The following is a 12,248-nucleotide window of genomic DNA, read 5'->3' on the forward strand; positions in this document are numbered from 1 at the left end:
TGACCGGAACAGACCCATTGGACCCATTGAACCCATTCTCTCGGGGGCCGACGTTACACCCCCCCTGTAACAGTAATACGGGGGTCCGAGTCCCTAGGGGGTGTCCCTGTAAAACCGACGGGTTCGGGCTCGGAATGCGGTAGCGGGGCCGGTGACACGATCGCTTCCGATCGTGCTACCGCTCACCCGCGTGCTACCATCCGGCATGCGTACGCGTGCGGCGGCAGAGCTCGAAGCCTGGGCAGAGACGCGCGGCGGACAGCGCGCCGCGGCGCGGGAGCTCGCGATCCCTTCCGCGACGTTGAGCCGCTGGATCACCGGGGTTCGGACGCCCGTCCCAGGGGCGGAGCTGTCGCCCGCGTGGATCGAGGCGCGCACGGGCGTTGCGGCCGCCGGTTGGGATGTTCTCGCGGCGCCGCCCTCGCCGCCCTCGCCGCCCTCGCCGCCGCTCGAGAAGGCCTCGAAGGGACGCCGCGCGCCCTCGCCGCCGCCGGTAGCGCCCTCGCCGCCGGTGCCGCCCGGGAAGGTCGCGAAGGTACGCCAGCGGCTGCCGGTCGCCGGTGCGAGCACGCCCTCGCCGCCGGTGCCGGTCGCGCCGCCGGTGCCGCCCGTCGAGCCGGAACCACCCGAGCCGCCCGCGTCGCTGGACGAGCTCAAGCGCCGCGCGCGCGCCATCCCTGGCGAGCTGAGACGGCTACGCGGCCGCGTGGAGGGAGGGGGCGTGTCGGTCAGTGCGGCGGAGACCATCCGGCGCCTCCTCACCGATGAGCGCGCCGCCGCGATCGCCGCCATCGAGTCGGACGGAACGGCGACCGTCGCCGAAGTGGAGCAGCTGCGCGCCCTCGTGCTGGACGTGACCCGGGGTTGCGAGGCATGCCGTAGCAGGGTGCTGTCCGCGTTGAAGGAACACGCGCCGTGAAGGCGAGCGTGGAGGGGCCGCCCGTGGCGACCATGGCCGATCTCCGCACGAGGCTCTTGGAGCTCCCCGGAGAGATCCGGGCGATCGGGGCGGGCGTCGCCAGGGGGGCGATCGCCCCCGAACATGGCGATGCCTTGGGTCGGCTGTTGGATGCCGAGGTGCAGGCGATCGAGGTGGCGCTCGCCACCTTCCCGGATCGCGCCGCGCGCCCCGTCGAGCAACGTAGCGCCCTCGCGTCGCGGCTCGCCCTGTCCATCGCCATCGAGGGCTAGATCGGTCCGGTGCGCGCCTGCTGGCGTCGCTGTCGAGCACGAGGTGCGGCCGCGCCGTCGAGCACGAGGTGCGGCACGCGGCCGCCGGTCGCCGGTCGCGCCCCCTCGCAGCCGTCGCCGATCACCTGGGCACGAGGTGCGGCTCGCGGTGGGGCACGAGCACGCCCTCGCCGATCTGGCCGGCGTCGCTGTCGAGCACGAGGTGCGGCCGCCGGTCGCCCTCGCCGGCGTCGCCCGCGCTGGCGAGCGTTCACCTGGGCAGGACGTCGAGCACGAGGTGCGGCCGCGCCGGTCGCCGATCTCGAGCACGAGCTCGCCAGGCGTCGAGCGCGCCGTGGGGGTCGCGCTGGCTCGCCGGTGCGGCTCGCCGGTCGCGCCCTGAACACGAGGTGCCGCCGGGTCGCGCGGCCGCGCTGGCGTCGAGCACGAGGTGCGCGCCGTGGGGCACGAGCACGAGCTACAGCTCGCCGATCACCTGGGCACGGGCTCGCCGGCGTCGCCCTGGGCAGCGCAGGACGCGCTCGCCCCCGGTGGGGGTCGCGCCCTGGGCTCGCCGGTCGCGGCGTCGCCGGCGACGTCGAGCACGCCCTCGCCGCCGCCCTGGGCACGGGCACGCCCTCGCCGTCGAGCACGAGGCCGCCCTCGCCGGTGGGGGTCGCGCCCTGGGCTTGCCAGGGGCCGCCCTGGGGTCGCCGGTCGCGCCGTCGCCGATCACCTGGGCACGAGGTGCGCGCCGGGGCGTCGCCCTGGGCAGGGCAGGACGTCGAGCACGAGGTGCGGCTCGACGCCGTCGCCGGTCGCGCCCCCGTCGCGGCGTCGCTGGCGAGCACGCCCTCGCCGCGGCGTCGCCCCCTGGACAGCGCAGGGCAGGACGTCGAGCCGCGTCTCGCCGGTGCGCGCCCTGGGCACGAGCTACAGCTCGCCCGTGGGGCACGAGCACGCCCTCGCCGTCGTCGCCCTCTCCGGTGCCGCCCTGGGCTCGCCAGCGTCGCCGGTGGGGCACGAGGTGCCGCCGGTCGCCGGCGTCGCTGTCGAGCACGAGCTCGCCGATCACCTGGGCACGAGGTGCCGCTCGCCCTGGGCAGCGCCGCGCAGGACGTCGAGCGGGGAGCGGGCCCCCTCGCCGCCCTCGCCGATCTGGCCGGCGTCGCTGTCGAGCACGCGGTGCGTCTCGCGGTCCCTGGCGTCGAGCGCGAGCACGAGCTCGCCAGCGTCTCTCTATGCCTGGAATCGACCCACGGCCAGCGGCGCGCTTGCTGACTCCATCCAAGACTCGAAGGGGATCCCGTAGAGTCTCGCCAACATCGAGCGCTTGTCGCCGCCGGGTCGCGCCCGGCCGGTCATCCAGTGCCCAACGGCCGATCGGGCGACTCCGCACCGTCGGGCGATCTGTGCCTGGTCCAAGCCGAGCTGAGACAGAAGCATCGCGCCGCGCGTACGTTGGAAGCTCATCGGTGAGGCGAGCATGCCACGAACCGAAGCGCCCGGCGCGCACGGGCCGCCATGAGCACTCGTGAGCTATTATGCAGCGGCGCTAAGCCGTCTCTTGGCATGACATGAAGCACATTGCTTGACCGCAGACTACGCGCCCGCAAACTAAAGGCATGAGCAATCGGAGTGCTTCTGTCTGGCTCGACGAAGAGCTCGAGCGGCGCATCAACACGCGGCGCATCACACCAGGTGGCCGGATCCGGTCTTTCAGCGTGGTTGCGCGAGAGGCATTGATCAAGGGGCTCGACGCGCTGGAGCGCGAGGGGTCGCGCGTCGCGTCCATCTCGACTCACCCGGGTTTCAACGCGACATCCGACGCGCCGAAATGCGCGTGAGAGAACCCGTGTCGTTCAAGCGGTCCAAGCTTGCCAGGGTGTCGAAACGCCACGTGGAGCGACAGCGCATCGAGCGAGCTCTATCCCGCACCCTGAACTCGACACCTGCATCCAAGCGGCACGACGGCGCACGCCGCGCGCGGCCGTTGAAGAACAACAACACACGAGGCGCGCCGTAGGGCGCGAGTAGACTATGAACATGGCCAAGCTGATGAAGTTTCACGACGAGCTCGCGAGCGGTCTCCGGTACCCGATGAGCGATCGGCTGCGAGGCGGGCAGCTCAAGGCGGCCGCGGCGTCGCCGGGCACGCCCACGAAGCGGCCGCCCGGCGGGCGCAGCGACGACCGCGATCCCCCGATGCATCAGGACTCGCACCGCAAGGATGGCAAGGGCTTGGACCGATACAGGCGAGACGGCACGCGCCCCGGTGATCGGCCGCCGGGCGCGCCGCCCTCGCCGTCGAGCACGCCCACGAAGCCAGCGGCGGCCGCTTCGCTCGAGGCCGTTCGCGCCGAGAACACGCGCTTGCGTGCGGAGATCGCCAGGCGTGAGAAGGCCTCGAAGGCGCCGCCGGCGCATCGCGGTCCGGCGCTCCTCACGGGCCGCGAACGTGAGGAGCTGGATCGGGCCATGGGCATCACCCCGACGCGAGCGACGGGCCCCGGGCTCGACGAGCTCGGGCGGTTCGTGGTCGGCGTCGAGACGCCCACGCAGACGCGCGCGCGCCTCGCTCGGGCTGGGAAGGCGGCTTGATCATGGGGCTTCGTGACCTCCTGGGTTCATGGCTATCCGGTGCGCGGGATGCGTCTCTGGAGCCTCACGAGCACGTCGAACAGACGCGCCTCGCGCTCTCTTCGACCGAGCGGGAGCAGCTCGATTCCGCCCGACGGCGCGATGATGCAGCGGCCGCCCTCGCCGCCGCAGAGCAGGCGTACGACAGCGAACCGACGGACGAGAACGGCGCCAAGGTCCTCCGCGCCCGGGAGGCCCGCGATCTCGCCGCCCTCCGCGCCGAGCGCGCCGGGAAGCGCCTCGAGGAAGCCCGCGCCGCCCTCGAGGCCTCCGAGCGGGACGTGTGCCGCGCCCGCCTGCAGAAGGCCCGTGCCGAGGCTGCCGCGCGCGCGCCGGAGCTCCGCCGGGCGGTCGACAGCGCCCGCGCCGCCGTGACGCGCTCGAACCCCGCGACCGCCCTCGCCCAGGTCGTCGAGACCATGCAGCGCGCGGAGGAGGAAGCCCGCGCCGAGCTGGCCAGCGCGACGGCCGAGCTCGAGGCGCTCCCCGTGGAGCTCGAGCGCATCGAGGCGGAGCTCGTCTCCCTCGCCCCCGAGCTCTCGGACGACGTCGCCGCGGCGCGCTCCGCCCGCGCCGGGGAGGCCCGCGCGGATCTCGCCCGCCGCGCCTCGCTCGAGGCCCTCCGAGAGACGATCGCGGGGGACCTGGCCACCGCCGCCGCCGCGGCGGAGATCGCGGACACGTACAAGGCCCGCGCCCTCGCCGCCCTCGCCGCCCAGCGCTCGGCCGCTGTGGAGGCCTCGAAGCTCGGCCTCGAGGCGAAGCCGCTCGCCGATGAAGTCCTCTCCGTGCACGTCGCCCATGCACGCTACATGGCTCGCTCGGCGGAGCAGCGCGACGCGAGGGCCCATGCCGCGGAGCTGTGGAAGACGCTGCTTCCGGAGCAGCATTATCACCCCCTGGGAATCAAGCACATCTCCCACGACGAGGTGATCGAGCTCTGCTTGCGCGCGTGCAGCGGGGCAGAGCTGATCAGGATGATCGAGCGCGTCGGACACGAGCGGGCCTTTGCAGCGGGCGACATCCACGACGCCAGCCGCCGCGCGCAGGAGGCGCAGGCGCGCCCGGGACGACCGCCGAGCGTGCGTCACGCGGACGAGCTCGATCACGTTCACCACCGACCGCGCCCGATGAACTGACCACCACCCCGGGGCTCGGGCGCCGCGCCACGAGCTGAGAGCCGCTCACCCTCGCCGCGGGCGGAGCGCCCTTGTCAGGGCGTCGATCCCGCGAGCGCGCCACTTGTAGGCCGTGCTGCGCGGAACGTCTCGCTGTTCTGCAACATCATCCATCGACATCTCGTGAATGTCGTGGGCCATGATGACGGCGCTCTCTTCCTCGGGCAGCCGTCGCAGGGCTTCGAGGAAGGCGACGCGCATCTCCTCGCGCTCGAGGGCTTGCTCCGGAGTCGGTGCGCCATGCTCGGCGCGCGGCGGCTCCGCAACGATCTCCTCGCGCCGCACCCGAGCGGACTCGAGGTGATGAGCGATCCGGTGATAGGCCAGCTTCCGGAGCCAGATCGCCAGCGCGCGCGATGGTTGCAGGTCCGGGTCGGGGCGATACCGATCCTGCTCCGAGGCCTCCCACGCAGCGAGGAGCACGTCTTGCGCGAGGTCCTTGACGTCCTCCCTCGTCGCCTTCCCTTGCAGGGCGCGGGCGATGAGGCCGCGCACGTGCCGCACCTGGCCGACGAGATCCGCCGGGGTCAACCGCTTCGCGGCGAACCGCCGATTGCGGATGATGAAGACGGCAGCGAACGCGATGAGCTGCCCGAACGTGAGGACTACGAGGTCCGGCGCCATATGGCCACCCCCTGGACTGGCACGAGCGAGATGTAGAGCGCGATCAGGATCGACCGCGCGAGATCCCAGGCGTCGAAGATGCCCACGCGGAAGGGGCCGAGCAGCATGAGCGACTCACCGATGACGATGAAGCCAGCGGCGAGGTGATGCGTCCTGCCCCGCTCACCTCCGAGGAACCACAGGATCAAGCAGCCGACGGAGGTGCAGAGCGCGGCGAGCTCGAGGGCGAGGTAGGCGCGGCCGAGGAGCTCACCGCGGAAGGTGGGGTAGCCGGCGGCGAGGACCGCGACCGCCACGACGTAGACGGCGAGCACGCCCCACGGGCGACGACGGCCGAAGATCCACACCGCGAGCGCCGCCACCCCGGCGATCCAGCCGATGAACAAGGCGCTCTCCACGTGGAACGCCAAGCGCGTCCAGCCGGTGAACGGCGCGCCTGCGAGCTCGGCGCGGGCGGGCGCGAGGACGCCGATCCGGATCGCCCGGCGCACGACGTTGGCCGCGAGCCCGTACGCGAGGAGCCATGCGACCGGGCGGTGCTCGGGCCGATGCCGCGCGACGACCCAGGCAAGGAGCGTCGCGAGCGCCAGGAGGGCGTACAGCGCCGGGATCACGGCGCCCGTCCTGGCGGATGGACAGGTGAGGCGAGCGGCACGCGCTGACGGTACGCGGCGCGCGCGGGTGGGCCAAAAAAGCGAGGCTCCGAACAGGGGCCCCTGACGTGCAGCCCAGGGGGGCGAGGCGCCCTCTACAGGCGCGGCGGGGAGGAGGGCGCTACCGGAGGCCGAAGAGGGCCAGCAGGTACTGAAGGACGTTTCCGATGAACCCAGGGTCAGGCGGCTCGATCATGGCCGGGAGGCTACCAGCGCCCGCGGGGCGACGTCGTCCACTTTCTTGGCCCGGCGGGTCCGCCTGTGGCACGCGCGCGCCCGCGCGAGGGGGCCGGCGCGGTGTCAAGAGCGAAGGCGCGCCCGAGCGTGCTGCGTGTGCCTCGAGGGGCGCCGCCGGCGAGCGCACGGCCGAGCGGCGCGCCGGGAGGCTACCAGGGCTCCCTGCCGGTGGGTGTCGATTTCGTGGGACAGGAGCGGCCGCGCCCGTAAGCGGCGCCCGGGTCGGCGGAGCTCCGGAGCACAGCGGCGCTCGCGCTGGTCGGGCTCGAGCTCCCCGCCGGTGCAGAGCGGCCCGCGGGCGAGCTGACACGCCGATCGCCCAGACCCGAGCGATTCCACGACGTTGCGGCCGTTTTCGGCCCCTGAGCCGATCACCCCCTCCGGGCCTGCCGGCCGCCGTGCGGGGAGGTTTGCCGTACGGTGCGGCGAACCATGGTGATGAACACCACGGTTGAAAACCTCAATGATTCCGATATTCGCACCACAGTGGGGCGCACGCGGCGGCACGCGATATGTTGAACATACCGCGTGAAACACGAGTGATTCCGGCCGTCTCCGCTCGGTGCGGCGACGGGCGCCCGTCGAGCGCCGATCCATGCGGCGCGCGCTGACACGCCGCTCCTGATGTGCCGCGTCGGCTGCGCCGCGTTGACCTACAGCGCCTCCTGAATCGACACGCCCGAGGCGCAACAGGATTGACCGTTGCGCAACGTTCGGCCACGATGGGTAACGTGGTGCCCAAGTTCAACATCCCCATGAGCGACGAGCTCAGGGAGGCTGTGCGGAAGCTGCGACCCAAGCTGGGCGCGCGCTCCGACGCTGCTGCGATCCGCATCGCCGTGGCGCGGCTCTGCCGTGAGCACGGGATCGCGGTGCGCGGCTCCGTGGAGCATCCCGACCCAGACGATCAGCCCGACGCGCCCGAGGCCTCGAAGCCCTCGCCGTCGAAGGAGAAGCGAGCCGAGGCGCGCAAGCTGCCGAAGAAGTAGCCCCTGAAGTAGAGCGGGCCGCCCGGGAGATCCTACCCTCCCGAACGGCCCTTGATCGCCACCCGTTAGCCCGGAGCGACGACCCATGAGCCGTGTACCTCACCGCGCCTCGAGCGCCAAGAAGTCGACCTCGAAGTCTCCACGCCGCACCCCGAAGAGCCACGCCAGCGGCTCGCGCCCTCGCCGGAAGGCTGCCCGCCCGGCGCGCCCGACCGCGCCCCCTCGCCGCCCTCGAGCGGCGTCGCGCCTGGACAGCTCGACCCTGCGGGGCGCCATCAACAAGGCGCTCCGCGCGCTGCTGAAGCGGCTTGCCGGCGCGCCGACGGTGGACGGCAGCGGGACCGGCCCGGCCGCGCTCGTGCGGCTCGTGCTCGGCACCCTGGCGTTCATGCTCGAGCGCGATGACGAGCGGTTCCAGGTGGCGTTCGATAACGCCGCCCTGGCCTTCTCCAAGGCGGTGCGCACGGCGACCGGCGAGGCCGCAGGGCATGTCGACGGCGCCGCTGCTCGCGACGGAAGCGCGCCCCCCGCGCCCCCGGCGGCTGCTCCGCCCTCGCCGCCCTCGCCGCCCGTGCGGAGTCCAGCGGCGCCGCACCTGCGCGCGCTCGGCATCAAGTTCCACGCTGGCGTTGACGAGCTCGGGCCGGCATCGATCGCGGACATGATGGCGCTCCTGTTCGTGGGGGATAAGGATCCCTCGCTGGCGATCCAAGACAGCGTACGTCGCGACGTGCGGATCATCCGGGATGCGCTCCAGAGCTCCGCCGGCGTGGAGATGGTCGACACCGAAGCGATCGGCATGGCCCTCTGGCAGATCGAGTCGCGCTTGATCGTCGCCCGTGAACTCTACTGCCGCGTCCGGGAGGACTTCTTGGAGGAGCGCGCCGAGATCGCCGCCGCGAAGGGGGGCCGCTCATGAGCCGCGACAAGAACAAGCCCACGCCCGCTCAGCAGGAGTGGCTCTCCGACGTGCGTGCCCTGCTGGAGCAGGCCGTGAAGCTGGCCGAGCGCGGCGGGCGGATCGCGCGCTACCGGCCCGGCATCCCCGAGCATGTCGTTCTGGGGTACCTGGTCGGCACCATCCGCGCCGGCGTCTATTATGCCGAGCTCGCCCGCGCGGAGGGGCGGCCCTTGGAGGAGCGCCACCCGGGCGGCGGCTGGGCGACCAGGTACCTGGTCATGGGCGACCGGTCGGCCCAGGTGATCCCGTTCGCGCCGTACCTTGCCGCGAAGAGAGGGGGCGCCCGTGGGTAGCGCGCACGTCACGGCCGCGGTGGTGAGCATGCGGGACCGGTTCAACGATGCGCTAGAGGCCGCTCGAGCGGCGGGGAGGAGCTGAGTCATGAAGCAGAACGCACCGATCTATCGCCTTCACTTGGACGGGAAGTTGACGGAGGTTCGCGCGTCGCTGTGGGTCGTGAGAGACGGCGGCGAGGAGCTTGTGCGCGCGCTGGGAGGCGACGTCGAGCACGAGAGGGCGATCGGCATCCTCACGTCGTTGGGGCTCAAGGCGGATGACGCGGGGACCGCGTTCGTTGCCCATGACGCGGCCGCGTTGCGCTTTTGGATCGAGGGGATCCCGAGCACCCCCGAAGCCTGGGAGCTGACCATTCCGGAAAGCCTCGCGCCGACGCCTGGCGAAGAAGTCTCGCCGCGCCTCCTAGCTCTGCTGGCGGATGGCGACTACGCGGCGGTGATGACGCTGACCAGGGAGCGCCTGTCGCGGCGCTCTGCTCCGGGGAGCAACTGAACCATGCCGCGGAAGGCCACGGGCAACGTCTACTCCAGCGCGGGGAAGTGGTACGCCCGCGTGAAGCTCGGAGAGAAGCACCGGCCCAACATCGCGCTTCCCACGTGCACCAGCGAGGAGGCCGCCATCGCGCGCAAAGACGTGCTGGCGGGGCTCGCCTCGAAGGTGCGGGCCGCGCCGCACGTCTCCCCCGACATCGCCAGGGGGCTGCTCGAGCGCGCCGCACAGCGCGAAGGGAAGGCCCTCGCCGCGGTTGTCGAGGCGGTCGACACGCTCTGCAGGGCTCACCCGGGGGAGCTCCCCGCGGTGGGCCCGGCGGGGCTCGCCCTCTCGCCGTCGATGTCGTTCCAGGCCTTCGCGGAGCTCTGGACGTCGGGCGAGCTCGCGAAGCGCTACCCCGACCACGTGAAGGCCAAGCGCAGCGTCTCGGATGACGTCTACCGCCTCGCGGCGCACGTCTACCCGATCGCCGGCGGCGTCCCGGTCGGGGCGTTCACGCTGGACGACGCAGAGCGGGTGATGCGCTCGCTCCCGCGCGCCAGGGCGGCGAACACGCGGCGCCACGTCGCGCAGCTCATGGGGCGCGTGCTCTCGCTCGCCGTCTTCCCGGCGCGGCTCATCACGGCGAGCCCGCTCCCCCGGGGCTTCCTCCCGAAGCTCGGCGCGGCGAAGGCGATGGCGCACCTGTACCCGGACGAGGACGCCCGCCTCATGGCCTGCCCGGCGGTCCCGCTGTGCTTCAGGGTCCTCTATGGGTTCCTGGACCGGGAAGGATCGAGGGCGAGCGAGGCCGCAGGGCTGACGTTCGGCGATCTCGACCTCGAGCGCGGCGCCATCCGGCTGGACGTCAACAAGACGGACGAGCCCCGGGCGTGGAGTCTCGGGCCTGACGTCGTGCGCGCCCTCCGCGCGTGGCGCGCCCTCCGAGGCGACCCGCCGCCCGACGCGCTCGTGTTCCTCGATGCCCAGGGACACCAGATCAACGTGGACCGCGGCGCGGAGCGCTTCCGGGCTCACCTGCACGCTGCGAAGATCGAGCGCCCGGAGCTATTCGAGCGGAGCGACGTGCGCCAGCCGATCCGGATTCACGACATGAGGGCAACCTTCATCACGGTGAACCTGGCCAACGGCCGCTCGGAGACGTGGATCGCTGACCGGACGGGCCACCGCTCGAGCATCATGATCAACCGCTACCGCAGGGCGGCGCGCACCTTCGCCGAGCTCGGCTTGGGGCAGCTCGCGCCCCTGGACACGGCGATCCCGGAGCTCGCCCCGGACGGCGGGGGAAAGGGCGCTGGAAAGGGCGGAGCGGGGGAGAGCGCTTCGGGGGGCTCGACGCGAAACAGCGGTAATCACCGCGCGGTGCACGAGGGGGGACTCGAACCCCCAAGCCTCGCGGCGCCGGAACCTAAACCCGGTGCGTATACCAATTCCGCCACTCGTGCGCGCGCACGCTTGTGGCACCCCACGCCAGCCTCATCAAGCGGGAAAATGAGTTTGCTGCGCTGCGTCGATCGCGTCAGGGCGGAGGGGCAGGAGCAGCCCGGACGGGAGGCCCCGGCCCTGGAAGCCGAGCCTGGAGCAACGGGCGAATCGGCGGACAGCACCGCCCTGGAGGGGTCGCAAACCTGGGCTGGCCCGTGCGCACGAACCGCGCACCGGCGGTCGGGGACGCGGTGGGCAAGCCGACAGCATGGGGGGGCGCTCTTCGCCGGGGCGGAGAGGCCTTGCGGAGGGAGCGCGAAATGGGCACAGCGCCGGCCCCGGGAGCGGCGGGGCGGCCTCACCGGCGGCGTCGCTCGAAAGGGCCGCGTTGACGCCGAGAACCGGGGCCGACGAGGGGCGGGCGACGGCGGCGCCACGCTGTCGGCACGTGCGTTGCGAAGAGGGAGGACCGTCCGCGGACGCGGATGCTGCCGCTGAACGGTGGGGCGCGCGCGCGTCGCCGTCCCCGTCGATGCGGCGCAATTCGACTGCAAGCCGCAGGGAACCCCGATGACGTACCAACCGAACGTTCTCCTCTTGGATCAGGACCATGTCCTCCGGAGGGCCACGGGGCTCCTCCTCGGCAACCGCGGCGCCCTCGTCAGCCCGGCCGCGACGCTGGAGGAAGCGATCTCCCTCTCCCTCGAGCGCGTCTACGACGTCGCGCTGATCGATCTCGCTCCCGGGACCCAGGGCGCCCGGGAGATCCTGGGCCGCCTGCGGCGCGAGGGCACGATGCCGCGGCGGGTCGTCTTCTGCGCCGACGAGCCGATCTCGTGCGACGGAGCGGACGACGTGAGCGAGGTCCTCCTCAAGCCGTACGCCTTCGGCCGGCTGCTCAGCACGATCTTCGTCGACCTCAGCCCCCGGCCATCCACGAGGTCCGGGGTCTTTCCTCGCCTCCGGCTGGTCCGCGGCGGGCTCGACAATCCAGAGCGGAGCGGACCGGGCGAGCGAGGCGCGTGCGCACCCGGCCGGGCCGCCCCCGGCGCGGTAGATCGCCCGGCCGAGCCGCGCGGCGGCGACGTCGTCGGGGCGAGCGGCGCCGCCGTCGTCCGGCTCCAGCGCAGGACGCGCAGCGGCCCCTCGGGGCGCACGCTCAGGTCGCCGCGGCGCGCGCCGCGAGGTGCGCGCCATCCCGGATGACGATCCGCCGCCGGTCGAACGAGATCAGGCCGGCGCGCTTCAGCTTGCCCAGCAGCAGGGGGACCGCCTCGCGCGTGGACCCGATCCGCCGCGCGATCTCGGAGGAGCCCGTCCCGGTCGTCGAGCACGGTCGCGCTCTCCGACGCGACCGGCGGGCCCATCCCATCGCGTCGTCACCCAATTTTTCGGGATTTCAAGCCTCCCGATCGGGAGCCGATGGTGCAACGATCCATTGGCGGGAGCCAATTCTAACAGGCCGAGATCACGCTCCGGGCAGGGCGGATAATTCCACCATGGTGGAGCCTGATACCGTGTTCAGCGGTACAGGAGGCAGGCCCTGCGCTATTTTTTGGTGCAGACGTGAAAGCAAGACCCG

The 12,248-nt window shown here is 72.5% G+C and carries 17 protein-coding genes, 1 tRNA gene and 1 pseudogene; 11 read left to right on the forward strand and 8 right to left on the reverse strand.

The window, feature by feature from the left end; translation table 11 throughout:
• Positions 1–205 precede the first annotated feature (205 nt).
• The 3 genes from WMF17_RS00190 (at position 206) to WMF17_RS00200 (ending at position 1,573) form a co-directional block, all read left to right on the forward strand.
• The gene (locus WMF17_RS00190; protein WP_437647317.1) at positions 206–919 is read left to right on the forward strand and encodes a hypothetical protein; all 714 of its coding nucleotides are present in this window, start codon (positions 206–208) and stop codon (positions 917–919) included.
• The gene (locus WMF17_RS00195; RefSeq protein ID WP_437647319.1) at positions 916–1,191 is read left to right on the forward strand and encodes a hypothetical protein; all 276 of its coding nucleotides are present in this window, start codon (positions 916–918) and stop codon (positions 1,189–1,191) included. The genes WMF17_RS00190 and WMF17_RS00195 overlap by 4 nt, the downstream gene beginning before the upstream one ends.
• A gap of 148 nt (positions 1,192–1,339) precedes the next feature.
• Complete coding sequence (locus WMF17_RS00200) at positions 1,340–1,573, forward strand: hypothetical protein (RefSeq protein ID WP_437647320.1); 234 nt, start codon at positions 1,340–1,342, stop codon at positions 1,571–1,573.
• Between the two features lie 329 nt (positions 1,574–1,902).
• Here WMF17_RS00200 and WMF17_RS00205 read toward each other — a convergent pair whose 3' ends face one another.
• From WMF17_RS00205 to WMF17_RS00215, 3 genes are all read right to left on the reverse strand, one after another.
• The gene (locus WMF17_RS00205) at positions 1,903–2,100 is read right to left on the reverse strand and encodes a hypothetical protein (protein ID WP_437647322.1); all 198 of its coding nucleotides are present in this window, start codon (positions 2,098–2,100) and stop codon (positions 1,903–1,905) included.
• Between the two features lie 141 nt (positions 2,101–2,241).
• Positions 2,242–2,391 carry a hypothetical protein gene (locus WMF17_RS00210; protein WP_437647324.1) on the reverse strand — a complete coding sequence of 50 codons (150 nt, stop codon included), beginning with the start codon at positions 2,389–2,391 and terminating at the stop codon, positions 2,242–2,244.
• Positions 2,392–2,409: 18 nt separating this feature from the next.
• The gene (locus WMF17_RS00215) at positions 2,410–2,658 is read right to left on the reverse strand and encodes a helix-turn-helix domain-containing protein (RefSeq protein ID WP_437647326.1); all 249 of its coding nucleotides are present in this window, start codon (positions 2,656–2,658) and stop codon (positions 2,410–2,412) included.
• Between the two features lie 558 nt (positions 2,659–3,216).
• On the opposite strand from WMF17_RS00215, the gene WMF17_RS00220 reads away from it, so the two are divergent.
• The gene (locus WMF17_RS00220) at positions 3,217–3,771 is read left to right on the forward strand and encodes a hypothetical protein (RefSeq protein WP_437647328.1); all 555 of its coding nucleotides are present in this window, start codon (positions 3,217–3,219) and stop codon (positions 3,769–3,771) included.
• Between the two features lie 2 nt (positions 3,772–3,773).
• Positions 3,774–4,949 (forward strand): hypothetical protein, encoded by a 1,176-nt coding sequence (locus WMF17_RS00225; RefSeq protein ID WP_437647330.1) that lies wholly within the window; start codon positions 3,774–3,776, stop codon positions 4,947–4,949.
• A 45-nt stretch (positions 4,950–4,994) separates the two neighbouring features.
• On the opposite strand, the gene WMF17_RS00230 is transcribed toward WMF17_RS00225, so the two are convergent.
• Positions 4,995–5,612 (reverse strand): RNA polymerase sigma factor, encoded by a 618-nt coding sequence (locus WMF17_RS00230; RefSeq protein WP_437647332.1) that lies wholly within the window; start codon positions 5,610–5,612, stop codon positions 4,995–4,997.
• Positions 5,594–6,226 (reverse strand): hypothetical protein, encoded by a 633-nt coding sequence (locus WMF17_RS00235; protein ID WP_437647334.1) that lies wholly within the window; start codon positions 6,224–6,226, stop codon positions 5,594–5,596. Before WMF17_RS00235 ends, WMF17_RS00230 begins: the two co-directional genes overlap by 19 nt.
• A gap of 998 nt (positions 6,227–7,224) precedes the next feature.
• On the opposite strand from WMF17_RS00235, the gene WMF17_RS00240 reads away from it, so the two are divergent.
• The 4 genes from WMF17_RS00240 (at position 7,225) to WMF17_RS00255 (ending at position 9,241) form a co-directional block, all read left to right on the forward strand.
• Positions 7,225–7,491, forward strand: coding sequence for a hypothetical protein (locus WMF17_RS00240; protein ID WP_437647336.1), 267 nt, complete (start codon positions 7,225–7,227; stop codon positions 7,489–7,491).
• A gap of 85 nt (positions 7,492–7,576) precedes the next feature.
• Entirely contained in the window at positions 7,577–8,410 is an 834-nt protein-coding gene (locus WMF17_RS00245; protein WP_437647338.1) for a hypothetical protein, read from the forward strand.
• Positions 8,407–8,745: a hypothetical protein gene (locus tag WMF17_RS00250; protein ID WP_437647340.1), complete on the forward strand. Its 339-nt coding sequence runs from the start codon at positions 8,407–8,409 to the stop codon at positions 8,743–8,745. The genes WMF17_RS00245 and WMF17_RS00250 overlap by 4 nt, the downstream gene beginning before the upstream one ends.
• A gap of 88 nt (positions 8,746–8,833) precedes the next feature.
• Positions 8,834–9,241: a hypothetical protein gene (locus WMF17_RS00255; RefSeq protein WP_437647342.1), complete on the forward strand. Its 408-nt coding sequence runs from the start codon at positions 8,834–8,836 to the stop codon at positions 9,239–9,241.
• A 458-nt stretch (positions 9,242–9,699) separates the two neighbouring features.
• Here the strand turns inward: WMF17_RS00255 and WMF17_RS00260 are convergent, their stop codons facing one another.
• The gene (locus WMF17_RS00260) at positions 9,700–9,954 is read right to left on the reverse strand and encodes a hypothetical protein (RefSeq protein ID WP_437647343.1); all 255 of its coding nucleotides are present in this window, start codon (positions 9,952–9,954) and stop codon (positions 9,700–9,702) included.
• Here WMF17_RS00260 and WMF17_RS00265 point away from each other — a divergent pair.
• Positions 9,953–10,387: pseudogene (locus WMF17_RS00265) on the forward strand (tyrosine-type recombinase/integrase); the annotation flags it as partial. The gene WMF17_RS00260 and the pseudogene WMF17_RS00265 sit on opposite strands and share 2 nt — an antisense overlap.
• A 217-nt stretch (positions 10,388–10,604) precedes the next feature.
• Here the strand turns inward: WMF17_RS00265 and WMF17_RS00270 are convergent.
• Positions 10,605–10,686: transfer RNA gene (locus WMF17_RS00270), tRNA-Leu, on the reverse strand.
• Positions 10,687–11,236: 550 nt separating this feature from the next.
• Here WMF17_RS00270 and WMF17_RS00275 point away from each other — a divergent pair.
• Positions 11,237–11,872, forward strand: coding sequence for a response regulator (locus WMF17_RS00275; protein ID WP_437599947.1), 636 nt, complete (start codon positions 11,237–11,239; stop codon positions 11,870–11,872).
• Here WMF17_RS00275 and WMF17_RS00280 read toward each other — a convergent pair.
• Complete coding sequence (locus WMF17_RS00280; protein WP_437599948.1) at positions 11,826–12,038, reverse strand: helix-turn-helix domain-containing protein; 213 nt, start codon at positions 12,036–12,038, stop codon at positions 11,826–11,828. The genes WMF17_RS00275 and WMF17_RS00280 overlap by 47 nt on opposite strands.
• Positions 12,039–12,248 lie beyond the last annotated feature (210 nt).

Source organism: Sorangium sp. So ce362 (assembly GCF_051519845.1).
Taxonomy (GTDB): Bacteria; Myxococcota_A; Polyangia; order Polyangiales; family Polyangiaceae; genus Sorangium.

Bases quoted from the DNA above. Each gene is read 5' to 3' on its own strand.
- WMF17_RS00245 (WP_437647338.1), top strand. From the start codon at position 7,577: ATGAGCCGTGTACCTCACCGCGCCTCGAGCGCCAAGAAGTCGACCTCG.
- WMF17_RS00255 (WP_437647342.1), top strand. From the start codon at position 8,834: ATGAAGCAGAACGCACCGATCTATCGCCTTCACTTGGACGGGAAGTTG.
- WMF17_RS00225 (WP_437647330.1), top strand. From the start codon at position 3,774: ATGGGGCTTCGTGACCTCCTGGGTTCATGGCTATCCGGTGCGCGGGAT.
- WMF17_RS00215 (WP_437647326.1), bottom strand. From the start codon at position 2,658: ATGCTCGCCTCACCGATGAGCTTCCAACGTACGCGCGGCGCGATGCTT.
- WMF17_RS00220 (WP_437647328.1), top strand. From the start codon at position 3,217: ATGGCCAAGCTGATGAAGTTTCACGACGAGCTCGCGAGCGGTCTCCGG.
- WMF17_RS00275 (WP_437599947.1), top strand. From the start codon at position 11,237: ATGACGTACCAACCGAACGTTCTCCTCTTGGATCAGGACCATGTCCTC.
- WMF17_RS00240 (WP_437647336.1), top strand. From the start codon at position 7,225: ATGGGTAACGTGGTGCCCAAGTTCAACATCCCCATGAGCGACGAGCTC.
- WMF17_RS00230 (WP_437647332.1), bottom strand. From the start codon at position 5,612: ATGGCGCCGGACCTCGTAGTCCTCACGTTCGGGCAGCTCATCGCGTTC.
- WMF17_RS00250 (WP_437647340.1), top strand. From the start codon at position 8,407: ATGAGCCGCGACAAGAACAAGCCCACGCCCGCTCAGCAGGAGTGGCTC.
- WMF17_RS00260 (WP_437647343.1), bottom strand. From the start codon at position 9,954: ATGAGGCGGGCGTCCTCGTCCGGGTACAGGTGCGCCATCGCCTTCGCC.
- WMF17_RS00190 (WP_437647317.1), top strand. From the start codon at position 206: ATGCGTACGCGTGCGGCGGCAGAGCTCGAAGCCTGGGCAGAGACGCGC.
- WMF17_RS00280 (WP_437599948.1), bottom strand. From the start codon at position 12,038: ATGGGATGGGCCCGCCGGTCGCGTCGGAGAGCGCGACCGTGCTCGACG.